We start from the raw sequence: 25995 nt of genomic DNA, 5'->3' as shown, positions 1-25995 counted from the left end.
TTAAATGTGTACCACTTCTCCTGTTTCAAATGCTTTTGTTGCAGCCAATGCAACTTTTGTTGTTGCCGTACCATCTTTTGCTCCTGCTATTGGTATTGTATCATTGATAATACAATTTAGGAATGCGACCTTTTCATTAAAGAATGCTTCATTAAATCGATATGGCCATGATTCATCACACTCAACAAGAACCCCTTCCCTGTTATAGGTTTGCAGTCTATTCTTTGCCGGAACAGCCGAAATACGTATGTTTTCTCCTTCACCAAATATCTCTGTTTCCACTTGATAGCCATGTGGTGAAGAATAGCCAACATGCATTTGAGCCATAGCTCCATCTTTAAATTTCAAGAGTGCACATGCATTATCTGCACATCCTATTTTTTCTAACTCCGGATATAGATATCCTCCGCCAATGGCATATACGGATTCCACTTCCCCACCCAGAAACCAAAGAGCCAAATCAATGTCATGAACCGCCATATCCAGCCATGGACCACCACTATGAGGTGCATATCCCAAGAAACCGTCTATTGTTGCCAAGGGGTCATTACTGGTTGATTTAAATAGAAATGGTTTCCCCAACTCTCCTGCATCAACTTTTGCTTTTGCAGCCATATAAGATGCATCAAAACGTCTCATAAACCCAAGCTGAAATTTTAAATCCGGATGCAACTCTACACACTTTTCAACCTTTTCACATTCTTCAAGAGTTACTCCCATAGGTTTTTCACTAAATACATGTATTCCTGCATCCATTGCCTCGATAATTTGTTCTGCATGTGCCCCTGAGGACGATACAATAACAACCGCCTCTAAATTCGCGTTTTTAATCATCTCAGAATAGTCTGTATATACATTTTCCAAGCCCCATGTACGTACTTTTTCTAATTCTTCCGGTATCACGCTACACGCAGCAACTAATTCCGCTTGTGGAATACGAAACATTAAGTCCTGTGCATGATGATATCCCAGTCTGCCTAAGCCAACAATTCCCACTCTAATGTTTTTCACCTCTTTATCCTCCTATGCCTTCTTAACATTTTTTCTCATATCAAGTATAACTGCACCTACGATGATGGCTCCACGGACTACATTTGTCATATTGTCATCTACCCCAAGAAGTACCAACCCATTATTAATCACTCCAAGAATCAAAATTCCACAAAGTACACCTGAAACCCGGCAAATACCTCCGCTATGAGATGTTCCACCTACGGTTGCAGCTGCAATTGCATCGGTTTCATACATTAACCCATTTGAAGACGGGTCAGCTGAACCCGTTCTTGCAGCCAATAATATCCCACCTAATGCTGCACAAACGGAACAAATAATGTAAACCATCACTAGATTTTTCTCAACATTAATCCCAGCAAAACGAGCTGCTTGAGAATTTCCGCCAATTGCATATACATTCTTCCCGAATCGAGTCTGGGTTAATAAAAATGCTGTTAAAATATACATGATAATAAATACGACAACAATCATCGGTACCGGTCCAATTTTTCCTTTTGCTATCCAACGGAAGCTATCCTCTAAATTTGATACGGGACGATCCGTATACATTTTCGCCAAAGCTCTACAAATCAACTGAGTTCCTAAAGTCGCAATAAAGGGTGGTATCTGTGTATACGCTATTATCACACCAGTTATCAAGCCTACAACTGCACCAATAAGTAGTCCCACAAGCATTGCTAAAGGAGCACTTAAATGCAATCCATTTTCTCCCAGCAGCCGGCCGGTCACACCGGTTTGCTGAACCAGGGAAGCTACAACTGCAGATACTAATGCCACAACAGAACCTGGCCCTAAATCAATACCTTTTGACAGGATTGCCCACATAATTCCAAAGGCCAAAATACCTTTGATTGATTCGGACTCTAAGAGCGTCTGCAGGTTCATTCTGGAAATGAATACCGGTCTTACAATCGTTAGTAAAATTACCATTACAATCAAAACTCCCCATATACCATTTTGGGAAAGGAATTTTTTTGTATCAAAACTTTTGCTTTTCATCTTTCTCTCCTCTATCCTCTACTATTTATCATTCTGATCTTGTGGTTCCATGGTTGCATATTGCATGATTAATTCACTGGTTGCTTCGTCACGGTTTAGTATTCCTGTCTGCCTTCCTTCATGCATAATTAACACTCGATCTGACATTCCCATTACCTCTGGCATTTCTGAAGAAATCATTATGATGGCTTTTCCTTCTCCTGCAAGCTTTGTAATAATAGAATGTATTTCAGCTTTTGCACCTACATCAATACCTCGAGTAGGCTCATCAACAATTAGGATATCCGGATTTGTTAAGAGCCAGCGTCCCACAAGAACTTTTTGTTGATTGCCTCCTGATAAATTCATTACCGGAGTTTCTAATGATGGTGCCTTTATACTAAGCATTTCTTTATATTTGTTCCCATCTTGATTCATTTTTTTATGATTCAATGGAAAGCCATACCTCTTAAGGTTTGCCAATCCCACATTTTCCTTAATACTTAACAGGCCTACGATTCCATTCTCTCTACGGTCTTCCGTCAACAATGCAATTCCGTTTGAAATAGCATCTTCTGCACTTTTAATGTTTAATTCTTTACCATCTTTATATATGGTGCCGCCTGTTTTACGTCGGACTCCAAATATGGTCTCTACAATTTCCGTTCTGCCTGCACCTACTAATCCTGAAAACCCTAAAATTTCACCTCGATGCAATTCAAAAGATACATTTTGAAAAGCAGTTCCTGATGAAAGATTCTCAACCTTTAATATCGTCTCCCCTATTTCACACTCTACTTTCGGAAACATCTCTGTAACTTCTCGTCCTACCATCAAGGACACTACCTCGTCTGTAGTTAATTCTTCAGCTGGTTTTGTTGTAATATACTCTCCGTCTCGATAGACAGTTATATCATCACTAATTTGAAAAATCTCAGCCATCTTATGAGAGATATAGATAATCGCAACATCTCTTGACTTCAACTCCTCAATGATTCGAAATAAATGTTCAACTTCCCCTTCAGTAAGAGCCGATGTTGGCTCGTCCATAATAACAATCTTTGAATCGTATGATACTGCTTTGGCAATCTCTACCATCTGCATTTTCGCAACGGTCAAATTCCCCATCTTTTCATCGGGGTCTAAATCTAAACCTAGTTTCTCAAATAGTTTAAAGCATTCCGTTCTCATTTTTTTGTGGTCTACACAGATTCCCTTACGTGGTTCACGTCCCATCCATACATTTTCACAAACACTTCTTTCTGGAACCGGAGACAGTTCCTGATGAATCATGGATATTCCTGCATTCATCGCTTGAAGTGTACTTTGAAAATTTACTTCTTTTCCATCAAATACAATTTGACCAGAAGTCTGTTTGTAGATACCAATAAGGCATTTCATCAATGTGGATTTCCCTGCGCCATTTTCCCCCATTAAAGTGTGTACTGTTCCAGGCCGGACTTTCAGTTCTACACCTTTTAATGCTTTAACCCCAGGGAACTCCTTGACAATATCCTTCATTTCAAGGATAAACTCTTGACTCATTATTAAATCTCCTTCCTGTTGTTATATACTTTCTATGGAAGGTATTAAATTACAATACCCTCCATTAAAAATATAAAAATCTAAAATTTGAGATTTCTTAGTTGTAGTAATCTACAAAATCCTCTGCATTGTCCTTGTAAATCGCTTCAAATGCAATCCATACCACTTTTCCGCTTTCATCTAATTCATAGTCTGTTCCGTCGTTAATTGGGTTTCCTTCCACCAAATTAATCGTAGCCATGATAATTCCTTTTCCTTGTCCTTTTGCATCCTGTAAGGTAGTCATCAAAAGTTCCTCGTTTTGAACTGCCTTTACACCGTCTGGTGTTCCGTCCAGCCCAACAACCGGTACTTCTTTTGGATCGATATTATTATTTTTCAATACCTCAACTGCACCGATTGCCATAGCATCATTATTCGAGATTACACAATCAAACTCGGTATTAGCAGATACAATTGGAGAAAACTTATCAATTGCTTTTGCTCTGTCCCAGTCACATGCTATCGGAGCAGTTGCTTCTGTCGCTTTAATTCCTTCTGCTTCAAGTTTTGCCAAGCATGCTTCTGTTCGCTTTATTACGGAATCATTTCCTAAAATCCCCTGAATCAGCACATATTTAATCTCTTTTTGACCTTTTTCATTAAAGAAATTTGCAAGAGCCTCTCCTTGTTGTTCTCCACCTTGGCTTTCATTTGAGCCTACGTATACTACATTATCATTGTCTTTAATTACCGAATCATCCGTTGGATAACGATTCACAAAAACAACTTTCATATCTCCTGCTTTTTCCACAATTTCTCCAGCAGTAGATGGATCCACTAAATAAACAATTACAACTGGATCTCCATTATTACGCGCTGTCTCTACGAACTGAATCTGCTTTGCCGCATCATTGGTGGCATCCTGTACCGTAAAGTTTACTCCTGTCTCCTTTGCTGTTGCCTCTGCTTCGCGAGACATAATGGAATTAAATTCATCTCTTGCAGATAAAATCAACGTAACATTAATATCCTTTGACGAATCTCCTCCATCGGAATCCGTGCTTTCAGTTTTACTCTTTCCATTGCTGCAACCAAGTAATAATCCTGCACACATCACAACTACCAGTAACAAACCTAAAATACTTTTTTTCATACCTCTTTCCTCCTTGTTCTTGCTTATGCATAATTTGATTATTTATGCACAATTGTTTTTGTTGTTATATTGTTTTTATCATCAATGATGCATAATTGTCAATGCAATTGTATAAAATCGTCATTTTAAATATATTTTAATTTATATTTTATACAGTTTTACCATGGATTTTTTTGTGATATATTTACACATACTCTTTCATTCTTGACTATTTATTGTCAATCTTTTTAATTTAATCTTTAATCAATTAAAATCCACTCTTTTATCAATGCATTTGCGTTTTTATTTTTTCGAAATATTATGCATACAATTTATGCACAACTATTAATTATGAATATGCACAAAAAGATATCATTTCTTTACGTTCTTAATTGACTAGTTCTTCTATTTGTTATATTCTGAATACAGAAAGAAAATCAGGAAGAAGCTTTTTAGAGGTGTTTATGATTACAACAAAAGAATTAGCAGAACTGGCTGGAGTAAATCAATCAACGGTTTCACGAAGCTTGAGTAACTCACAGCATATATCGAAAGAAACCCGGGATAAGATTCAAGAATTAGCCAAAGCTCACGGGTATACGAAAAACAAAAAAAAATCATCTCATTCTAATGGCGGAATCGTCATTATTTTGAATGCAAAAAAAATGCAAAACAAGGTACTTGATTTATATATTGAACATTTATGCAACCACGTCATCGAACAAACAGAAGCTCATAATTATTTCTCTATCATTCTGTCTGATGATGGTAGCGAAAAGGCATTGAAACACATAATATCTGTGATAAAATCCGGAGTTTCCGCAGGCGTTGTCATTATTAATGACGATTATAATGCAGCCCTTGAAGAGGCTTTGGGACTTTGTAAAATTCCCCGTGTCTACACTCAATACTTTTCACGTCCCATGAAAAAAAGTGTAAATGTTATTGATATGGATCATTTTGCAGGAGGTTTAATTGCAACAAAGCATTTGATTTCTCTGGGCCATACACGAATTGCAACTTTAACCAATGTAGGGAGCTCTGACTTCTCGGAACGGACCACTGGATATTTAACTGCCTTGGAGGAAAATTCGATTCCCTCTAATGCAGATTGGATTATCGATGCTGGCCTTACTTATCCCAGTGGTTACAAATCTCTTGAAATGAACTGGGATAAAATAAGTGATTGTACGGCTTTTTTTGCCCAAACAGATCCAGTCGCATTTTCTCTTATAAACTTTTTAAAAGATCGTGGATTTTCTGTACCAGAACAGTATTCCGTAATGGGATTTGATGGATTACAGGAAGGGATTTATTTTCGTCCCGAATTAAGCACTGTTGTCCAGCCAATAGATGAGATTGCAAAGATGAGTTTAAATCGCTTAACCCGTTTAATTGATCAGGAGGATACCAAAGCAACTCATTCCTTCGTTCAACCCAAGCTCCTTTTGCGCGCATCAACTGCTCCACCCTTAGAATAAACGAAAAAAAACGCACCAACTATAAAAGTTGGTGCAGCCCTTATAAACCTTATATTTACGCTATTCCTTTAGAATTTGTGAGTTGCATGTGTGCTACTATCCACATCTGACGGCAACTCAGGACACCATTCAATAATCACTGAAAAACAATTATCGTAAAATCTTTTCAAATAAAGCTTCCATCTTACCATATTTACAGACAAACGAATCCAAACTAGCCTCCAACATCTCTTCTGCTGAAATTCCTGCAAAACAAACCGTATATCCCTGCCGAATAGCTAATTGACGTATAAATTCTCTTTGCGAGCGCCCATTTCCCTCTCTGAATGGATGCAGGGCATTAATCTCTGAAAAATAGTAAGCAATCTTCTTGATAAACATATCCTTTGGCAAGCCAGCCAAATAATCATCATCCCTTAACTGCTTAAATATTTCATCAGCTTGTGTTTCAATAAACTGAACTTTACAAAACATATTTGACTTAGCAATTTCCACTGTTCGTATTTTACCGGCCCATCCATAAAGATCCTGAAAAATATATCTGTGTATCTTCTGCAAATGTTTCAAATCATAGCTTCCACGTACTGGTGAAGTTATCAAATCACTCAGTCTAAGTTGCGTTAACTTTCGTTCCGCTTCATTAAGTTTATCTAGTTCATGAATATTCAATTTATTTATCAGAACATTTGATTCTGGATAGCAATAAATTCTATCACTCATTTACTCCTCCGTAAGTTCAGCTATTAACTGATTCCTAATGCTTTCCTTCTCAGAATCTGTCGATATCTGATATGTCTTTAGTAAATTGATATCATCTTGTGTAAGTGGCATATTCTCCATCGCCATAGACGCTTTTACTTCTTCAGTTACTTCCGATGTTGAATAACCAGACGGCATTTTCACTTCAAACGGAATGCTTTTCGTCAAGATAATTTGCTTCAACAACATATTAACTACAGATGATAGGTTTGTTCCTAAGCTTTCAAGTATATCACTTGCTTTTTCCTTGTCAGATTTTTCTGTTCGAACCTGTAAAAATGTTTTTTCCATTTTGTTCACCTCCATCATCTTAATTATAATACATAGTATTGACATTGTAAATACGTTTCATTCAAAAAACTGTTCCAACCATGAAAGATTGGAACAGCCTTTACAAATCCTTATTTTAAGCCGTTTCTAGCAACTTTTTATTTTTTGAAACATTCCTCAATCGAAACCGCTACAGCTACAGTCATTCCTACCATAGGATTGTTACCTGCGCCAATCAGTCCCATCATTTCCACATGAGCTGGTACAGAAGATGAACCTGCAAACTGAGCATCAGAATGCATACGTCCAAGTGTATCCGTCATACCGTAAGAAGCAGGACCAGCAGCCATATTATCTGGGTGAAGTGTACGTCCTGTACCACCACCAGATGCTACTGAGAAGTATTTCTTTCCTTGCTCAATACATTCTTTCTTATAAGTTCCAGCTACTGGATGCTGGAAACGTGTTGGGTTTGTTGAATTTCCTGTAATCGATACATCAACACCCTCTTTAAACATAATTGCAACACCTTCACGAACATCGTTTGCACCATAGCAGTTAACCTTAGCACGAAGTCCTTCTGAATAAGCAGTTCTTCCAACTTCCTTTAACTCACCTGTATAATAATCATAGTCTGTCTCAACATAAGTAAAGCCGTTAATTCTTGAGATGATTTTTGCAGCATCTTTACCCAGTCCATTTAAAATAACACGAAGAGGATTCTTACGTACTTTGTTCGCTTTTTCAGCAATACCGATTGCACCTTCTGCTGCTGCAAAAGATTCATGACCTGCTAAGAACGCAAAACATTCTGTTTCTTCTTCCAGAAGCATTTTTCCTAAGTTTCCATGTCCCAAACCAACTTTTCTTTGATCTGCTACAGATCCTGGGATACAGAAAGCTTGAAGCCCTTCACCAATTGCTGCTGCTGCATCTGCTGCTCTCTTACAATCTTTTTTGATTGCAATCGCTGCACCTACAACATAAGCCCAACAGGCATTTTCAAAACAAATTGGTTGAATGGATTTCACTTGGTCGTATACTTCTAATCCAGCATCCTTTGTAATCTTTTCTGCTTCTTCTATTGAAGCAATGCCATAGCTATTTAGTACAGCATTGATCTTATCTATTCTTCTTTCATATGATTCAAATAAAGCCATTATCGTCTTCCTCCTGTACTATTCTTTTCTCGGATCAATAATCTTAGCCGCTTCTTCTACACGTCCATATTGACCTTTCGCTTTTTCATATGCAACATTTGGTTCATCACCTTTTGCAATAAAGTCTGTCATTTTTCCAAGGCTTACAAACTGATATCCAATGATTTCATCATTTTTATCAAGAGCAATACCTGTTACATAACCCTCTGCCATTTCAAGGTAACGTGGTCCTTTTGCTAATGTTCCATACATAGTACCTACTTGAGAACGAAGTCCTTTTCCTAAGTCTTCAAGACCTGCTCCTACTGGAAGTCCATCTTCGGAGAACGCACTTTGTGTTCGACCATAAACGATTTGTAAGAACAATTCTCTCATAGCTGTATTAATTGCATCACAGACAAGGTCTGTATTTAAAGCTTCTAATATGGTTTTTCCTGGAAGAATTTCTGAGCACATTGCTGCTGAATGTGTCATACCTGAACATCCAATTGTTTCAATTAGTGCTTCCTGAATAATTCCCTCTTTTACGTTTAAGGTCAACTTACAGGCTCCTTGTTGTGGTGCACACCAACCCACACCGTGTGTTAAACCGGAAATATCTGTTACTTCTTTTGCCTTTACCCATTTTGCTTCTTCCGGGATTGGGGCTGGTCCATGGTTAGCACCTTGTGCTACTGGACACATCATCTCTACTTCATGTGAATAAATCATGTTAAGACTCCTTTCAAACTACTTTTGTGTCATACCTTGACATTATCTCATATTTAACAATCTATTTCAATCAAAAAAGTCTTCTAAAAATCCCCAAAAATCACTATTATTTTTAAAGTCTTTTATCTCTTTTGGTGTAAACGGCGCAGTTACCCATGCGTAACTATATTCAGCTGCAGTATCCTTCCCATTATTAACATCGAAGCCAATCTCAATCCCTTCCTTATCAAGGAAAAATACAGAGCTTAAAATCCCTTCCTCATCTTTCCCTTTCAGTGCATCAATCACCTCATCATCGCTTTTTTGATTTAAAAACTTACTATCTCCCGTTTCTAACTGCATAATAATACGGAATTCATCGACAAAATCACTATCTAAGTTTACAATATCTTTCGTCTCATAAATTTTACCATTTTTTAGGCTGATGTTTAAAGTCCGCAGCTCAAGATTAACATCAACTACGTCACCTTTGCAGCAATTATCTTCAAATGCAATACTCAGGAAATCATTAGAAGCATACGTTACCTTATAATCTACATAGCTTACAAGATAAGGGGTTTCCACCTCCAACATTTTTTCCTTGAAATCCTGACTGGGATTTATGTATATCTCATCAGTCGTTCTCATGGCCGTGGATCTTATTGCATCATTGACTTTCTTTTGTAATTCTCCATCTTTCATACCCGATATCTGAGGATAGTTAACCTCAAAATCCAAATAGCTATTACCAGTAGGGGTATCATCATTTTCATAGGAATCTTCTAAGATATTAATGCTTAAATCCTTCGCTTCATAGGCTTCAACAGCGGCTATTCCGCCTAAATCCTCATCCTCATAATCATCTTCGAAATCATCCTCATAATCATCTTCAAATTCATCCCTATACTCTTCATCCGGTGTATCATTATCATAGCCTTCTATTATTTCTGTAGATGTTTGAGAGGTATAGAATTCTCTTGCTACATTTATAAAAAGAACACCGCAAAGGATAGAACAAAGTATAATCACCCCGACAACAATGCCCACAACAAGCCCTGTTTTATTTTTCGCCCCTTGATCCAAAGTTGTCATTGGAACAAATTCAATTCCATTACGAACCGTTCTTGGTCCAACTACCTGCATTCCAAACTGCTGATATTGTTGAACAGCATTTGGAGCAGCATTCACCGTAATACGCTGCACTTTCAAGGTGAATATTCCATAATTTTTAACCACATTGAAAAGTTGACTTTCAACACCCTTTTCCTGATATTCTTTTTTTACACCAAAAAGAGTAATATGTCCTCTGGTTTCCAATGCCAAAGCTCCTGCAAGCTCCTCATTCTCAAAGGCTCCAAATAAAACCAAGCTTCCTGACATTGCCTGAGGCATAATATTTTCATATTTAATGATATTTTGAAAGCTTTTCACTCCCTCATCTTTATTTTGGTAGGTAGGTGCAACCTCTGTAATAAACACATCCCAAAGAAGATTTAAGGCTGGTAATATTTCCTCTTGTCTTAATACTCTAATCTCCATAATTATTCCTTTCCATTGATCAAACATTGTCTTAACACAGTTAATGCTTTCACGACGCCATTATCTCTGTTTTTTTCTCTGTTTCCTCTCAACTGAAAACGAAAAACCTCTGTTTTTCCTTTTATAAAACAGCCGATAAAAATCAATCCAACTGGCTTTTCATCTGTGCCGCCTGTTGGTCCAGCAATTCCTGTAATACCAACTCCAACATCTGCATGTGCTCTTTTCGCCGCACCAATTGCCATTTCCATCGCCGTTTCTTCACTGACTGCTCCATGCTTTTCAAGTGTCTCTTTTGAAACCCCTAAAAGTCTTTCTTTTGCTTCATTTGAATACGTGATATAGCTTTCTCCTACTACGTTAGAGGCTCCACTTACATTAATAAGCCGCCCCATAAAGAGTCCACCAGTACAAGACTCAGCCGCCGCAATTTTATACTTCTTTTCTTCCAATAAATGTACCACTACTTCTTCTAGTGTCTCTTCCTCTTTTGTCGTAAAAATTTTATCGCCAAAACGACGAAATAACTCCTCCACCGTGGGCCTCATTATTTCCGTTGCTTCTTCCTGGTTTTTTGCACTGGTTGTGATTCGAAAGTGAACCTCACCAATTTTGGCATAGGGTGCTATCGTTGGATTTGTTTGTTTGTCAATCAAGTCCTTTATCATCATTTCAGCTTTGCTCTCACCAATTTCAGTCACCTTAATCATATAAGAAAAAAATCTTAATTCTTGCAGGTTTTCCAAATAGACTTGTATGTCCCGCTCAAACATGGGTCTGATTTCACCTGGAGGTCCCGGCAAAAGTATCGCCGTTTTGCCATCTTTCTCTACAATAATTCCTGGAGCTGTACCATTATGATTGTCCACAACAATAGAGCCTTCCGGTATCATTGCCTGCCGCCAATTATTACTCGTAATATCCTTGGCACCAATCTTGTCAAAATATTTCTGAATTCGTTCTTTTGAATGTGCATCTTCCACCATAGGAAGTCCCATTGCCTGCGCAACCACATCCTTCGTCAAATCATCCTCTGTGGGACCAAGGCCTCCTGACAAAATAACAATATCGGAACGATTCAATGCAACTTTAACACTTTCTTCCAACCTTCCTCTATTGTCTCCCACAACACTTTGATGATAACAAGAAAGTCCCAAAGCAGCACATTTCTCTGCTAAATACGCCGCATTTGTATTGACAATAGATCCAATTAGAATTTCCGTACCTACAGAAATCAATTCCACAACCATCTTACATGCCTCCTTTTGTCAATACTTCTAAGTTTTTTATAATATAATCCAAAAGGGAAACAATTGTCAGAATCAACGCAATCCAGATTAAAATCACTTCAATTGTTGTAAATATACCACCAAAATCGGCAATCAAAAGAATTATCATTGCCATCTGTGAAACTGTTTTAAACTTTCCCCAGTAGCTTGCAGCAATGACAATTCCTGCGTCCGATGCCACTAAACGAAATCCACTAATAATAAATTCTCTGGATATAATCACAATCACCACCCACGCCTGAAGCTTTCCTTCTGGAATCAAACAAACAAGGGCCGAGCAAACCAATAATTTATCCGCTAAGGGATCCATAAATTTTCCGAAATTTGTTACCAGATTATTGGCTCTGGCAATCTTACCATCCAGCCAATCCGTAATACTTGCAATGCAAAACAAAGTAAGGGCTATCCACTTATTTGCATCGCCTCCAATATCTGTCAGCATGAAAACAACAAATACTGGAACCATACACACTCTTAACAATGTTAGTTTATTTGGTAAATTCATCTACTTTTTCTCCTATCAAGTCATATTCTAGTGCTTCTGTTACTTTTCCCCAGACAAAATCTCCTGAGTTTAAAACATCTTCTGAGTGAACAAACATGTATCCATCTACTTTGGGAGCATCCATATAGGTTCGTCCAATATATATATTATCTTCCGGAATGTATCCCTCTATCATAACCAGGTATGTCTCATCAATTCTATCTTCACTCTTCTGACAGACAATTTCATGTTGAATTTCCATGATTTCATCTCTTCTTCTTTGTTTTACCTCTTCCTCAATCTGATCTTCCATATCCGCCGCAGGTGTATTTTCTTCCTGTGAATAGGTAAATACCCCTAGCCGATCGAAACCGATTTCCTTTACAAAGGCCTTCAACTCATCATGTTCTTCTTCTGTCTCTCCCGGAAATCCCGTTATTAAACTTGTACGCAAGCATATATCTGGTACATTTTCACGCAGATTCGTAATAAGTGACACAATATCCTCTTTAGAGGTTCTTCTTCCCATACGTCTCAAGATTCTATCATTACAGTGTTGAATTGGAAGGTCTAAATAATGACAGATTTTTTTCTCACTTTTAATTGTTTGAATCAACTCTTCATTAATTTCCTCTGGATAACTATACAAGATTCGTATCCACTGCAGTTCTTCAATCTTGCAAAGCTCTTTTAATAATTGAGGTAAATATTTGTCATTATAAATATCTTTCCCATACACAGTTGTTTCCTGAGCCACTAAAATGAGCTCTTTCACTCCACCTTCTACGAGATATTCAGCTCTCTTTATTACCTTCTCCATCGGGATACTACGATAAGCTCCACGCAGGCTTGGTATAATACAATAGGTACAATGCTTGTCACAGCCTTCTGCAATCTTTAAGTATGCATAATGGCCTCCTGTTGTAACAAGAGGGTTCGTTTCCTCCTGGGGAAAGCCTCTTAATTCACTCATATAAAGGCTTCTTTTTCCATCTCCGGATTCCTCAATAGCTTCAACAATTTTATCATAAGAATTGGTTCCGAGCACTCCATCTACCTCTGGGATCTCTTCCAATACTTCTTCCCGATATCTCTCGGCCATACAACCGGTCACAATAAGCTTAGAAATACTTCCCTTCTTTTTAAGTTCTGCGATTTCTAAAATATTTTCAATGCTCTCTTCTTTTGCATCATGAATAAAACAACACGTATTGATGACTACCACATCTGCATCTTCTTCATTATCTGTTATGATATAACCTCGGTCATTTAACAATCCCAGCATCACTTCTGAATCCACAAGATTTTTATCACATCCAAGAGAAATAAATAACACTTTCTTCATAAAACTTACACCTTTCTTTTATAGAAAAAACAGATACCTAAGCATCTGTCTCCTCCCTCTTTATTCCTCTTCTGCATGGATTGTTATTTTGCCTTCGTTTAGTTCTTCAATTGCAATCGAAAGTGGTTTCTCACCCTCTTTTGCTTTTACCAAAGGTAAATCACCGTCAATTATTTCCCGTGCCCTTTTTGCCGTCGCCATAACAATTGAGTATCGACTATTTACAACTTTTGTCTGTCCTTCCTCAACGTCCTTATTTACCACTTTCATTAAATCTGTATAAGATGGGTGTATCATAGCAAATCTCCTTTCAAATCTTCCATAATGCATTGTATAAACTCTTCATTTCGCGAACATCTTAAATGCTCATTTTGAATAATCTGATGCATCTTTTGTACGGTATCATCCAAATTGTCATTCACAATCAGATAGTCATATTGGTTCATAACCTTTGCTTCATCTTTGCCTCGGTTCAACCTGGAACGAATCACCTCAATCGACTCTGTTCCTCTCCCGATTAGCCGCTTCTTAAGCTCCTCTACATTGGGTGGTGTAACAAATAATAACAATGTATCTGGATACTTTTCTTTTACCTTTAGTGCACCAATCATTTCTATTTCCAAAATCACATCTTTTCCTTCGCAAAGCTGGGATTCAACGTAATCTCTTGGTGTTCCATAGTAGTTATCTACGTAATTAGCATACTCTATCAATTCTTCTTTATCAATCATTTTTTCAAATTCTTCTTTTGTTTTGAAAAAATAATCCTTCCCATGCACCTCTCCCTCTCTGGGGTTTCGTGTGGTTGCGGATATTGACAGTGCATACTCTTCATATCGTTGAACCAGATTTTTCATAAGGGTTCCTTTTCCTGCGCCAGAAAAACCTGAGACAACCGTTAATATGCCCTTTTGTTTCATCTTTTACCTCTTTACTCTATATTCTGAATCTGTTCTCTTACCTTCTCGATTTCTGTTTTTAAATCAATAGCCTGATTGGAAACCATTAAATCATTTGCCTTTGAAAGAATGGTATTTGCTTCTCGATTCATTTCCTGTGCAATGAAATCAAGCTTTCTTCCAATTCCTGAATCCTTACTGTTTAGCGTATCTTTCATATGGCCAATGTGGCTTTCCAAACGAACCGTTTCCTCATCTGTACAAATCTTTTCTGCAAAAACCACAACTTCTTGAACAATTCGGCTTTCATCCATCTGGGTATCTTCCAAAACTTCTTTCACCTTATTTTCAATTTTCGTTCGATAATTACTGACAATCTCTGGTGCATGCTCATTGATAATATTAATATTATGAAGCATCCCATCAAGCTTTGATAAAATGTCCTCTTTTAGGTTTTCACCCTCTAAAATTCTGGTTTCTACAAATTGAGAAATTGCTCCTGAAAGAGCCTTCTCCAATTCACTCCACAGCTCATCTTCATCAATGGTTTGCTCTTCCATCGTTAATACTTCTGGAAATCTTGCCATGGTAGATACCCGCACATCATTATCTAAGTTGAATTGCTCCTTAATAACCATCAGCTTTTCCATATATTCCGCCGCAAGAGCCTCATTATACCGAAGAGACATTTGCCCATCTGCTGTATCCTCATAGCTAATGAATATATCCACCTTTCCTCTGGTTACAGACTTTTTCAGAAGACTACGTATTGCAGTCTCAAAAAAGTTTAATTTTTTAGGCATTCGGATATTCACATCGAGATAGCGGTGATTTACACCTTTCATCTCAACTGTTATTTTTCTGCTTTCACTTACCTGTTCACATCGTCCAAATCCAGTCATACTTTTAATCATGATTTCTACCTCGGTATCTTTTTTGATAACCTATTAATTATATGCTATTTCCACCTAAGCGTCAACTTATCTATTTGATTTTTCTTTGGCATATGCTAGGATATAAGAGTATTGAAAACGAAGGAGAAAATGAAAATGGCATTAGATGGAGTTACCGTAGCAAATATTGTATATGAATTAAATCAAAAACTAGCAGAAAGCAGAATAAATAAAATTGCACAGCCTGAAACCGATGAACTTTTACTGACGTTGAAAACAAGGGAAGGACAAGTACGTCTTTTGATTTCGGCAAACCCTTCTCTTCCTTTGATTTATCTGACGAAAGAAAATAAACCCAGTCCCATGACAGCACCAAACTTTTGTATGTTTCTCCGAAAACATATCGGAAGCGGGAAAATTCTGTCGATTACCCAGCCTGGCTTAGAGCGGGTTATATTCATTGATGTAGAACATTATGACGAATTGGGAGATTTAAAAAGAAAACGTCTGGTTATAGAACTTATGGGCAAGCATAGTAATATTATATTCCTTGATGACCAGAATAAAATATTAGACAGCATAAAACATGTTTCCCTAAGCATGAGCTCTGTACGAGAGGTGTTGCCAGGAAGAGATTATTTTATTCCAGACCAAAATCAGAAACGGAATCCTTTCGATGTTTCTGAAGGAGATTTTGCTGCAATACTACAAGAAAAACCCATGTCAATTTTAAAGGCTTTGTATCAAAGCTTTACCGGCATAAGTCCTGTAATTGCCGAGGAAATTTGTTTTTTATGTGGAATTGATACCGCTATTTCTCCCAAGGATTTAAGTGAGGATTTTTATTTCCATCTGTACAAACAATTTCACTATTTCTTTGAAAACGTAAGGAACAACAATTACACCCCCACTCTTTACTTAGAGGGACAAAAAGCAGTTGAATTCTCAAGTCTTACTCTTTCCCATTTATCCTATTTAAGAGAAGAAAGATACACTTCCGTATTCCCTTTGCTTTTTGATTATTATGAGAAGAAAAATCAACAAAGCCGAATCCGGCAAAAGTCTACCGATTTACGACATATTGTCCAAACAGCTCTGGATCGAAACGGAAAAAAATATCAGCTTCAGATGCGTCAGTTAAAAGACACGGAAGACCGGGATAAATACAAAGAATATGGCGAGCTGATTCATACCTATGGCTATAATCTTGAAGAAGGTGCGGAAAAGCTTCAAGTATTAAATTACTATACGAATCAGGAAGTAACAATTTCCTTAGATCCTCAGAAAACACCTCAAGAAAACGCCACCAAATATTTCGACAAATATAATAAGAAAAAACGAACAGCCGAGGCGTTGCAATCTCTTACCCTGGAGACAAAACAAGAAATTGATTATTTAGATTCTTTAAGTAATTCTCTTGACATTGCCGCCAAGGAAGAGGATCTTCTTGAAATCAAAGAAGAACTCGTTGAATCTGGTTACATAAGAAAACGGCCCTCCAAGAAAGGAAAGAAAGTTAAAAACAAACCTTTTCACTATCTTACAAAGGACGGTTTCCATATCTACGTTGGGAAAAACAATCTGCAAAACGATGAACTCACATTTAAGTTTGCAACCGGTGGTGACTGGTGGTTCCATGCAAAGGAAGCTCCAGGCTCTCATGTTATTCTCAAGACAGATGATCGGGAAATCCCTGATTCCGCTTTTGAAGACGCTGCAAGACTTGCTGCATTTTATTCAAAAAAGAGAAATAACGACAAAGTCGAGGTGGATTATTCCTTGAAGAAAAATATCAAAAAGCCCAACAAGGGCAAACCTGGATTTGTCGTTTATTATACAAACTACTCCATTGTAGTTGATTCTGATATCAGCCACTTGGAACAGCTTGATTAATATTTGCCCAGCAGGTAATCAACAAACTGCTGGGCTGTTCTTCCAGACATCCCACCATGGGTAAGCTCCCAACGATTTGCTTCTAGCAAAAGCTCCTCTTCTTCCATATGAATTCCATTTCTCTTAGCAAGCCCTATTACAATTTCCTGAAACTCTGTTTTTTCCGGTCTTCCAAAATAGATTTTGACTCCAAATCGGGCAGAGAGCGAAAGCTTCTCCTGAACGGTATCATTGGTATGTAAATCCTCATCTCTTTCCCTCTTGTCACGGAAAGATTCCCGAATCAAATGCCGACGATTTGATGTGGCATAGATTAATACGTTTTCCGGTTTTTTCTCCAAGCCTCCCTCAATCACTGCTTTTAAATACTTATATTCGATTTCAAATTCTTCAAAAGACAAATCATCCATATAAAGTATAAATTTGTAATTCCGATTTTTAATTCGGGCAATCACATCATTTATATGCTTAAATTGATGTTTATATATTTCAATCATACGAAGTCCATCTTCATAAAATTGATTTAAAATTGCTTTAATCGAGGAGGATTTTCCCGTTCCCGCATCTCCATATAACAGACAATTATTTGCCTTCTTCCCCTCTACAAAGGCTCTTGTATTCTCTAAAAGTTTATTTTTAGCTGTATCATATCCAATCAAGTCGTCCAGATTCACATGGGCAATTTTATTGATTGGATAAATCTCAAGCTTTTTGTTTTCTTCTACAATTCGAAATGCCTTATGTAAACCAAAGCTTCCGACTCCAAATTTATGGTAAAATTTCAACACTTCACTTTGGAAATCTTCTTTTGATTCTGCTTGCTCTAACTTTTTGCACAAATCTAGAATCTGGTTCCGAATACGTCGATTGAATACACGCCCTTCTTCCGTATTTCCTTCGAACTCTTCAATCATTGACAGCTCCGATACCCCCAGCCTCTCTCCTTCTTTTTTAAAATCAAATTTGAATAACTGATGAAAAATACCAAAATCATGAGAAGCAATCCTAGACACGCTGCCCTTTGTACCCTCTCTAAGTTCGCAAGACAGAGAATAGGCATTTTCATGTCCTGTAAGCAGATAGGTTAAATATGCATGCCACAAATTTCCGTAAAATCCATGCTCTACAGAAAACTCATAAATCTTATGAAGCCATGCATATACAGGTTCTTTTGCTTTATTCCTTAAGATTTGAGGAAAATCATATAAAATTTCTCCATCCTTCATGTCTTTATAAAAAATAAATTCTTCAATTCTCATTCTTTTATCCTCTTAATAATTTCCAAATATTTTAAGCTTTCTACTTTCATTCTCGATTCCGATTAAAGCGTTTTGCACAGAACCATCCTTCAAATTCCCTTCAAAATCCAGGAAGAATCGATATTCCCACGTCTTATGTTTGATTGGTCTACTCAGTATTTTAGTCATGTTTAATCCATTAAAAATAACGTGTGAAAGAATACGATAAAGAGAGCCTGTCTCATGGGGCAGCTCAATGCAGACACTTATTTTTTCGGCATCCTTTCTATAAATCTTAGCTTTTGAAACAACCACAAATCGCGTAGAGTTATTATCAACCTGATTAATTTCCTTTGCTAAGACCTTCAACTGATAAAGCTTGGAAGCTTCCTCACTGCAGATTGCTCCATACCGGGGATCATTAGCTTCTGAAACGAACTTCGCCGCTAAGGCAGTGTTTTCCATACTATTCAACTCCCACTTAGGGTGTTGATTCAGAAATTCTTTACTCTGCATAATTGCTTGATTATGGGAATATACCCTCTCAATGCTTTCTATGCTAGATGATTCTACACCGGATAAGGTATGGGAAATAGGAAGTACTATCTCTCCTACAATTGACAAATCATATTTCACTAATAAATCGTAGACATCTCCCACTTTTCCAGCAGATGAATTTTCCATAGGAAGAACTGCATAGTCACCTCTTCCTTCTCGAACCGCTTCAAAAGCGTCTTTAAAGGTCGTTACATTTGTATAGAATGCATCTTCCCCGAAGAAGTCTCTTGCTGCCTGATGTGAATACGCCCCCTGGACACCCTGGTATATAACCCTTTTTCCCTTTCCTGCAATCTCATCCACTTCTTGAAAGCCTTGCTTGGCATCTTCTCCCCGGTTAATAAATACCTGATATTGAAGCATTCGGCTTTGGGTGAAAAGTTGTTGGTACAATTCTGCAATGCCTGTTTTAAGAAATGGATCTTGAAACCCTTCTGTCACTTGATTTATCTTTTCCTGCTCTCTGATGGGATCTAAGACTTCTCGCCCCATCTCCACTTTAATTTCTCCTACCTCTTTCGATATTTCCATTCTCTCTTTATATTTTTCAATAAGCTCTTTATCTATTTTATCCAATCGATTTCTTAATTCTTCTAAAGTATTCATGTTTTTACTCCTTTATATATGCTTCTCTTCATTCGCAATATAGTATATCATAATTTTGGTTGAAAAACTCTCATAGATATTATATTATTATTTGAAGTATAAAATAACAAATTGGAGGTAATCATGAGACATTTAATCAGCCCTTTAGATTTTTCCGTCGAAGAAATCAACGCCCTTATGGACACAGCAAACGATATTGAAAAGAATCCCCAGAAATATGCTGAAGCTTGTAAAGGCAAAAAACTAGCCACCTGTTTTTATGAGTCCAGTACTCGTACAAGATTAAGCCACGAAGCAGCAATGCTAAATTTAGGTGGAAGTGTTCTTGGCTTTTCATCTGCAGATTCCAGTTCTGCTTCAAAGGGAGAAAGTGTTGCCGATACGATACGTACCATTTCCTGCTATGCTGATATATGTGCAATGAGACATCCGAAAGAAGGTGCTCCTCTTGTGGCAAGTAAATATTCATCAATTCCTGTTATAAATGCCGGTGATGGTGGACATCAACATCCAACTCAAACCCTTACCGATTTATTGACAATTCGTACTTTAAAAGGCGAAATTAGTAATACGACTATTGGTATCTGCGGCGACTTAAAATTTGGTCGTACCGTCCACTCATTGATTAATGCTCTTGTCCGCTATCCTAACGTTACATTCTATCTTATTTCACCGGATGAATTAAGACTCCCTGATTATATACGTGAAGATGTTTTAGAGAAAAATAATATTCAGTACAAAGAAATGGTTCGTATGGAAGACGCTCTTGATAAACTAGACTTTTTATACATGACCCGGGTACAAAAGGAACGCTTTTTTAACGAAGATGACTATGTACGCATGAAAGATTTTTATATTCTGGATACCGATAAAATGAAGCTGGCACCAAAGAGTATGTATGTTCTTCATCCTCTTCCCAGAGTCAATGAAATATCTGTCGAAATTGACAAAGATGAACGGGCAGCCTATTTTAAGCAAGCGCAATACGGCGTCTACATTCGTATGGCTCTAATTTTAAAGCTATTGGAAATCAAAGTGGAGGAGGAATAAGAAATGACATCTAAATCAGTAAAAAACACATTAAATGTAAGTGGACTCTCAGAAGGCTTTGTTCTTGATCATATACAGGTTGGAAAAAGCATGGAAATTTACAAATATTTAAATTTAGACCGTTTAGATTGCGTCGTTGCAATTATCAAAAATGCAAAAAGCAATAAAATGGGAAGAAAAGATATTATGAAAATAGAATGTCCTATCGACGTTGTAGATTTAGACGTGTTAGGATTTATTGATCATAAAATTACAATCAATATTATAAAAGATGAAGTGATTGTTGAAAAGAAATCACTTCATCTTCCTGAAAAAGTTACTAATTTAATTAAATGTAAGAATCCTAGATGTATCACTTCCATTGAACAGGAACTGGATCACATCTTCGTTCTAACAGACAAAAAGAATAAAGTTTACAGATGTAAATACTGTGATGAAAAAAATAAATAAGCAGTACTATAAGCCGGGTTCTGTATCTGGTAATCATCTATCTGATTCTGTCGTTGCCGACAGACTTTAGCAACCTACCAAAGACGTGACGGGCCGCCACATAGTCTCAATTCGGTTTTGCTTCGGATGGGGTTTACATATGCCCTTCCTGTTGCCAGGAAGGCGGTAGTCTCTTACACTGCCCTTCCAACCTTACCTTATAAAAGGCGGTATATTTCTGTTGCACTAGCCTTGGAGTCACCTCCACCGGACGTTATCCGGCATCCTGCCCTACGAAGCCCGGACTTTCCTCAACTGCAGCCTTTCGGCTTTACAGCTGCGATTACCTGTACTACTTATCTTCTATTAAATCATCTCCATCCGCCGCTGTGGTGGCGAGTTGATCACATCGTTCATTCTGAGGATGCCCATCATGTCCCTTCACCCAATGAAAGGTTACTTGGTGGGGATCCTTTGCTTTTAACAGTCTTTTCCAAAGGTCAATATTTTTCACCTTTCCCTTTTTCCAATCCGTTTTTAGCCAATTGTCAATCCAAAATTTATTAAAAGCATCCACAACATATTTAGAATCCGAATGAATCCTTGCACGGCACGGCCTGTTTAATTCCTCTAAGCCTGCAATAACAGCCATCAATTCCATTCTATTATTTGTGGTTTTAATGTACCCTTGAGAGAGCTCTTTCCTATGAAGTATCCCTTTTCCATCTACATATTCTAAAACCGTTCCATAGCCGCCTGGTCCTTCCGGATTTCCTCTTGCCGCACCGTCGGTATAAATATCTACTAACATTTGTATGCTCCCTTAATTAAAATTAAAACTCTCGTTCTCTCTTGTAATCCTAATAATTTTATCCCTGTAGGGTTGCATTTCCTGCTTTTCCAGAAGCTCTGTAACAATACGGTACCGTCCCCACATATGCATGGGAAACACATAAGATACATCCATATTTTCCAGGAAATAGAGCATCCCCCAATAGTATGCGTTTTGCTGTCTTGGATCTAAGGGTATAAACGCAAAATCAATATGCTCTCCCTTAACTTCCTCAATATATTTCTTATAGTCTCGTTCCATTTCCTGATTAAATAAATCCGTCTCTCCATTCCAATGCCACCAGTGCAAATCACCAGCATGAAACAAGGTCTTCTTATCTACATTTATCAAAAAAGCAACCCCTTCATCTGTTGATGGTAATGTACGAATTATAAACTCATCTGAAAGCTTAATCTCTTGATTCGGAAAAACACTAATCGTCTCATCCCAGCTGGAATCATTAATTTCTGATGCTAAGATATAAACCACTTTTTGAAACTTTGATTTCCATTTAAATATCTCTTGATTAAAATGGTCTTCATGTCCATGACTCACAAAGACGTATATACTTTTGCTCTTGTCGAATTTGGGAAGCTCTCCCCTGTAATAATCAAATACAAGAATCTTATCATCAAACTCAACCACAAAACCAGAGTGATTCACATACGTTACTTTCATCCTAATCCGCCTGGCGAATTACACCAACGGCATGGGTTAATGTAGGAAGTAAATATTTCAAAACACTGGCTGCCGCTTTCGCTTTTCCTGGTAAATTTACAATAAGGGTCTCTGTACGAATTCCTGCAACACCTCTACTGAGCATTGCTCTCTTTGTTTTTTGCAAAGTGTAAGCTCTCATTGCCTCAGGAATTCCCCACAGCATACGATCTGTAATGTCCATTGTTGCCTCTGGAGTAAAGTCTTCCGGTCCACAACCCGCACCACCTGTAGTCAGAATCAAATCCGCCATATCACTGTCGGCAATTCTTTGCATTACTTTCGACAAAACTTCTCTGTCACTTGGTAATGCTTTTGAAAAAACAACTTCAATATTATCTTCTTCCAGAATCTCTTTCAGCAAAATTCCTGCTGCATCTTCTTCTTCGTTTTTATATACCGCTGTATTAACTGTAATAAGCGCTACTCTCATGATTTTTCCTCAACTTTCCTTCGTATTTTGTATCTATATAAAATATTATACTACTTATAAAAATAAAGCAATAATTACAGTGCAAATTCCTGCAACACCTATGGATACACCACTAATTGCACCTTCCACTTCTCCCATTTCAAGTGCTTTTGTTGTTCCCACTGCATGAGAAGAGGTTCCAAACGCTGCACCAATCGCTACTTTATCCTTTAATTTCAGAAATTTAATGATAAATGGATGAAAAATTGCACCCATCATACCACAAACCATAATTGCCAAAATTGTAATGGAACGATTTCCTCCCAGCTGCGCTGATAAGTCCACGCCAATTGCTGTGGTTACAGACTTTGGTAATATTGAATAAATCACCTTATCATTAAGGTTAAATACCTTTCCTAAAAGAAAAGCACTGGATATCGAAACCAAACTACCTACCAAGCATCCTAAAAAAACCGGAATAAACTGTTCCTTTAAAATTTTTCTCTGACGGTAAATAGAAAGTCCTAAAACCGCTGTTGCCGGTAAAACGAAACTTGCCAGAAAATTTCCGCCTTGACTGTAATCTTCATAAGATATACCAAATATATTTAAAATACAATAACAAAATAATGTCCCGATTAAAACAGGATTGAGCAATGGATTTAATTGAAAGTTCTTAAACTTTTTTTGAAGCCAAACCCCCAGTAAAAATCCCATTGTCGTAATTAGAATTCCAAAAAGCGGGTTTTTAAAGACTTCTTCCATGTTTTTTTTCCTTCTTTCTTTTTGCAATAAGCTTTTGTACAAAATAAACCGTGTAATATGTGCTTAAAAAGGTAAGAAACAATGACAGTATAACAACAAAAAAGAATACAAGCAATTGTCCCTTTAATACTTTTAATTCATACAAAACTCCTACAGACCATGGAATAAATACGAGACCTATATTCACTAATAAAAAGTCTGCTGTTTCCTGTATTTGTTTTTCTTTTATAAGCCCACTTACTAACAATATAGCAAGTAATACTAATGCAACAACACTTCCTGGAAATGAAAATGGTAAGGCTTTTGCTATCCCATCACTTACAACGCATATGGAAAGAATAATAACCAGCTGCTTTACAATCTTCATTTTAAGACTCCCATTCCATGGCTATATGCTCCGGTCTTTCTTCTCTTAGCATTAAATCATTCACAGCTTGTTTTGGACTCTTATCTTCAAACAAAACACTGTTAACTTCTTCAATAATCGGAAGAGAAACTCCATATTTTTTACCAAGGGCAACTGCAGCTTTTGTAGAATAAACACCTTCCACAACCATTTGAACCTCATCCATAGCCTCCTGCATTGTCTTCCCTTGTCCCATCAGATAACCTGCTTTACGATTCCTGCTGTGTACACTTGCACAAGTAACAATCAGATCACCGATACCGGTCAAACCATTAAAGGTCTCTGCCCGGCCTCCCATTGCGATTCCAAGCCTTGAAATTTCTGCAATTCCTCTTGTGATAAGAGCCGCTTTCGTATTATCACCATAGCCCATTCCATCTGCAATTCCAGCTGCTAAAGCAATGACATTTTTTAAAGCTCCTCCTAACTCAATTCCAAGTACATCTGAGCTTGTATAAACACGAAATACTTTGTTCATAAATTCTTTTTGCAAATAAATCGCCGTTTCTTTCTTTGAGGATCCAATCACTACAATCGTAGGCAAGCCTCTCCCTACTTCTTCTGCATGACTTGGTCCTGATAAAACAGCAACATCCGCCTGAGGAATTTCATCTTCAATCTGTGCAGAAAGAGTTTTTAAGGATGTCTCTTCAATTCCTTTGGCAACATCTACAATAATCTGTCCCTCTTTAACGTATGGTGCTATCAGCTTTGATGTACTTCTGGTGAACACAGACGGTACAGCCATTACAAGAAAATCTTTGTCTTCCACAGTCTCCTTGGCATCTGATGTAAACCTAATATCTTCCGGAATTTTTACACCTGGAAGCTTCTGCACATGCTCTCTTTGCTCGGACAACATTTTTACTTCATCTTCATTGATAGACCATACGGTCACTTCACTTCCATTCTCTCTTAATAGTAACGCTAAGGCAGTTCCCCAACTACCAGCACCTAGAACTCCTACCTTTGCCATAACGACACCTCCTACTTTTTTTTCGCTCCGATTTTATTCTCGTTTCCTTTAATTAATCTCTTAATATTCTCTCTATGTTGAAAAAAGGCAATGATAACCACGAAAAATGCAACTCCATATATCTCACCTAAATAGCGTCCTGTAGTATGATAATATCCGTTTTGTCCCAGTATTACAACTGCCGCAAAAAAAATACTAACAACCAGCAAAGAACCTACTGACACATAGCGGCTGATTGCCACAATTCCAACGAATGCAACGAGACAAATTAATACAATCCATATATTCGTTGTACTGATAATGAGCCCTGCCGTAGCGGCAATTCCTTTTCCACCTTTAAAACCTAAATAAAAAGGGAAATTGTGTCCCAATATCACCCCGGCACCTGCGTACATGGACAATACGGGTAACAAATCAGCAGCTCCATTTCCAAAAATGAAATGAACAAGCAAAACTGCAGCAACACACTTGAAACAATCTCCTAACAACGTTACAGCCCCTGCTCTCTTTCCTAGAGTACGGAGAGCGTTGGTTGTTCCTGCATTTCCACTTCCCATCTTTCGTATGTCAACATTATTTAATCGCCCTATAAAATACCCTGTCTGCAATAATCCAAATAAATATCCGATTAGCACACATATAATTCTTTCCAT

28 protein-coding genes and 1 other RNA gene are annotated in these 25995 nt (G+C 37.5%); 4 read left to right on the top strand and 25 right to left on the bottom strand.

What is annotated here, in order from left to right:
• From NHH15_RS15575 to NHH15_RS03955, 4 genes are all read right to left on the bottom strand, one after another.
• Positions 1-1011: a Gfo/Idh/MocA family oxidoreductase gene (locus NHH15_RS15575; RefSeq protein WP_262065356.1), complete on the bottom strand. Its 1011-nt coding sequence runs from the start codon at positions 1009-1011 to the stop codon at positions 1-3.
• A gap of 12 nt (positions 1012-1023) precedes the next feature.
• Positions 1024-2013, bottom strand: a complete 990-nt coding sequence (locus NHH15_RS03965; protein WP_262065355.1) for an ABC transporter permease — start codon at positions 2011-2013, stop codon at positions 1024-1026.
• A 21-nt stretch (positions 2014-2034) separates the two neighbouring features.
• Positions 2035-3537, bottom strand: coding sequence for a sugar ABC transporter ATP-binding protein (locus tag NHH15_RS03960; RefSeq protein ID WP_262065354.1), 1503 nt, complete (start codon positions 3535-3537; stop codon positions 2035-2037).
• Between the two features lie 97 nt (positions 3538-3634).
• Positions 3635-4672: a substrate-binding domain-containing protein gene (locus tag NHH15_RS03955; RefSeq protein ID WP_262065353.1), complete on the bottom strand. Its 1038-nt coding sequence runs from the start codon at positions 4670-4672 to the stop codon at positions 3635-3637.
• 443 nt (positions 4673-5115) lie between these two features.
• Here NHH15_RS03955 and NHH15_RS03950 point away from each other — a divergent pair, with 443 nt between their 5' ends.
• The gene (locus NHH15_RS03950) at positions 5116-6132 is read left to right on the top strand and encodes a LacI family DNA-binding transcriptional regulator (RefSeq protein WP_262065352.1); all 1017 of its coding nucleotides are present in this window, start codon (positions 5116-5118) and stop codon (positions 6130-6132) included.
• 150 nt (positions 6133-6282) lie between these two features.
• Here NHH15_RS03950 and NHH15_RS03945 read toward each other — a convergent pair whose 3' ends face one another.
• From NHH15_RS03945 to NHH15_RS03895, 11 genes are all read right to left on the bottom strand, one after another.
• Positions 6283-6852, bottom strand: coding sequence for a Fic/DOC family protein (locus NHH15_RS03945; protein ID WP_262065351.1), 570 nt, complete (start codon positions 6850-6852; stop codon positions 6283-6285).
• Complete coding sequence (locus NHH15_RS03940; protein ID WP_262065350.1) at positions 6853-7182, bottom strand: type II toxin-antitoxin system RelB/DinJ family antitoxin; 330 nt, start codon at positions 7180-7182, stop codon at positions 6853-6855.
• A 137-nt stretch (positions 7183-7319) separates the two neighbouring features.
• Positions 7320-8321, bottom strand: a complete 1002-nt coding sequence (locus NHH15_RS03935) for a GGGtGRT protein (RefSeq protein WP_262065349.1) — start codon at positions 8319-8321, stop codon at positions 7320-7322.
• An 18-nt stretch (positions 8322-8339) separates the two neighbouring features.
• Positions 8340-9032: an iron-sulfur cluster assembly scaffold protein gene (locus tag NHH15_RS03930; RefSeq protein WP_262065348.1), complete on the bottom strand. Its 693-nt coding sequence runs from the start codon at positions 9030-9032 to the stop codon at positions 8340-8342.
• A 66-nt stretch (positions 9033-9098) separates the two neighbouring features.
• Positions 9099-10550, bottom strand: a complete 1452-nt coding sequence (locus NHH15_RS03925; protein WP_262065347.1) for a GNAT family N-acetyltransferase — start codon at positions 10548-10550, stop codon at positions 9099-9101.
• 2 nt (positions 10551-10552) lie between these two features.
• Positions 10553-11800 (bottom strand): competence/damage-inducible protein A, encoded by a 1248-nt coding sequence (locus NHH15_RS03920; RefSeq protein WP_262065346.1) that lies wholly within the window; start codon positions 11798-11800, stop codon positions 10553-10555.
• A gap of 1 nt (position 11801) precedes the next feature.
• Positions 11802-12344 carry a CDP-diacylglycerol--glycerol-3-phosphate 3-phosphatidyltransferase gene (gene pgsA / locus NHH15_RS03915; RefSeq protein WP_262065345.1) on the bottom strand — a complete coding sequence of 181 codons (543 nt, stop codon included), beginning with the start codon at positions 12342-12344 and terminating at the stop codon, positions 11802-11804.
• Complete coding sequence (gene rimO, locus NHH15_RS03910; RefSeq protein ID WP_262065344.1) at positions 12328-13668, bottom strand: 30S ribosomal protein S12 methylthiotransferase RimO; 1341 nt, start codon at positions 13666-13668, stop codon at positions 12328-12330. The genes pgsA and rimO overlap by 17 nt, the downstream gene beginning before the upstream one ends.
• Before the next feature lie 60 nt (positions 13669-13728).
• Positions 13729-13965, bottom strand: coding sequence for a DNA-directed RNA polymerase subunit omega (gene rpoZ / locus NHH15_RS03905; RefSeq protein ID WP_262065343.1), 237 nt, complete (start codon positions 13963-13965; stop codon positions 13729-13731).
• Entirely contained in the window at positions 13962-14588 is a 627-nt protein-coding gene (gene gmk, locus NHH15_RS03900) for a guanylate kinase (RefSeq protein ID WP_262065342.1), read from the bottom strand. The genes rpoZ and gmk overlap by 4 nt, the downstream gene beginning before the upstream one ends.
• Positions 14589-14599: 11 nt before the next feature.
• Entirely contained in the window at positions 14600-15481 is an 882-nt protein-coding gene (locus NHH15_RS03895; RefSeq protein WP_262065341.1) for a YicC/YloC family endoribonuclease, read from the bottom strand.
• 135 nt (positions 15482-15616) lie between these two features.
• Between NHH15_RS03895 and NHH15_RS03890 the strand changes: the two genes are divergently transcribed.
• Entirely contained in the window at positions 15617-17353 is a 1737-nt protein-coding gene (locus NHH15_RS03890) for an Rqc2 family fibronectin-binding protein (RefSeq protein ID WP_262065340.1), read from the top strand.
• On the opposite strand, the gene NHH15_RS03885 is transcribed toward NHH15_RS03890, so the two are convergent.
• On the bottom strand, positions 17350-18612 hold the full coding sequence (locus NHH15_RS03885; protein ID WP_262065339.1) for an ATP-binding protein: 1263 nt from the start codon (positions 18610-18612) through the stop codon (positions 17350-17352). The genes NHH15_RS03890 and NHH15_RS03885 overlap by 4 nt on opposite strands.
• 12 nt (positions 18613-18624) lie before the next feature.
• Complete coding sequence (gene pheA / locus NHH15_RS03880) at positions 18625-19755, bottom strand: prephenate dehydratase (RefSeq protein ID WP_262065338.1); 1131 nt, start codon at positions 19753-19755, stop codon at positions 18625-18627.
• 123 nt (positions 19756-19878) lie between these two features.
• Between pheA and pyrB the strand changes: the two genes are divergently transcribed.
• Together pyrB and NHH15_RS03870 are read left to right on the top strand one after the other, a co-directional pair.
• Positions 19879-20805, top strand: a complete 927-nt coding sequence (pyrB, locus tag NHH15_RS03875) for an aspartate carbamoyltransferase (RefSeq protein WP_262065337.1) — start codon at positions 19879-19881, stop codon at positions 20803-20805.
• Between the two features lie 3 nt (positions 20806-20808).
• On the top strand, positions 20809-21255 hold the full coding sequence (locus NHH15_RS03870; protein ID WP_262065336.1) for an aspartate carbamoyltransferase regulatory subunit: 447 nt from the start codon (positions 20809-20811) through the stop codon (positions 21253-21255).
• Here NHH15_RS03870 and rnpB read toward each other — a convergent pair.
• The 8 genes from rnpB to plsY all read right to left on the bottom strand — a co-directional run bounded on the left by rnpB (position 21249) and on the right by plsY (position 25995).
• Positions 21249-21593, bottom strand: an RNA gene (gene rnpB / locus NHH15_RS03865) — RNase P RNA component class A. The two genes, NHH15_RS03870 and rnpB, sit on opposite strands and share 7 nt — an antisense overlap.
• Entirely contained in the window at positions 21587-22045 is a 459-nt protein-coding gene (gene rnhA / locus NHH15_RS03860) for a ribonuclease HI (protein WP_262065335.1), read from the bottom strand. The genes rnpB and rnhA overlap by 7 nt, the downstream gene beginning before the upstream one ends.
• Positions 22046-22057: 12 nt before the next feature.
• Positions 22058-22744, bottom strand: a complete 687-nt coding sequence (locus tag NHH15_RS03855; RefSeq protein WP_262065334.1) for an MBL fold metallo-hydrolase — start codon at positions 22742-22744, stop codon at positions 22058-22060.
• A 1-nt stretch (position 22745) separates the two neighbouring features.
• Positions 22746-23216, bottom strand: coding sequence for a MogA/MoaB family molybdenum cofactor biosynthesis protein (locus NHH15_RS03850; protein WP_262065333.1), 471 nt, complete (start codon positions 23214-23216; stop codon positions 22746-22748).
• Positions 23217-23270: 54 nt separating this feature from the next.
• Entirely contained in the window at positions 23271-23960 is a 690-nt protein-coding gene (locus NHH15_RS03845) for an LrgB family protein (protein WP_262065332.1), read from the bottom strand.
• A complete protein-coding gene (locus NHH15_RS03840) occupies positions 23944-24327 on the bottom strand; it encodes a CidA/LrgA family protein (protein WP_262065331.1) in 384 nt (127 codons plus the stop codon). The genes NHH15_RS03845 and NHH15_RS03840 overlap by 17 nt, the downstream gene beginning before the upstream one ends.
• A gap of 1 nt (position 24328) precedes the next feature.
• Positions 24329-25342, bottom strand: a complete 1014-nt coding sequence (locus NHH15_RS03835; RefSeq protein ID WP_262065330.1) for an NAD(P)H-dependent glycerol-3-phosphate dehydrogenase — start codon at positions 25340-25342, stop codon at positions 24329-24331.
• 11 nt (positions 25343-25353) lie between these two features.
• Positions 25354-25995 carry a glycerol-3-phosphate 1-O-acyltransferase PlsY gene (gene plsY, locus NHH15_RS03830; RefSeq protein WP_262065329.1) on the bottom strand — a complete coding sequence of 214 codons (642 nt, stop codon included), beginning with the start codon at positions 25993-25995 and terminating at the stop codon, positions 25354-25356.

Source organism: Aequitasia blattaphilus (assembly GCF_024721305.1).
In the GTDB taxonomy this organism is placed as follows: domain Bacteria; phylum Bacillota; class Clostridia; order Lachnospirales; family Lachnospiraceae; genus Aequitasia; species Aequitasia blattaphila.
Note: the sequence above shows the minus strand (reverse complement) of the source record. Positions and strands in the feature narration are given on the sequence as shown.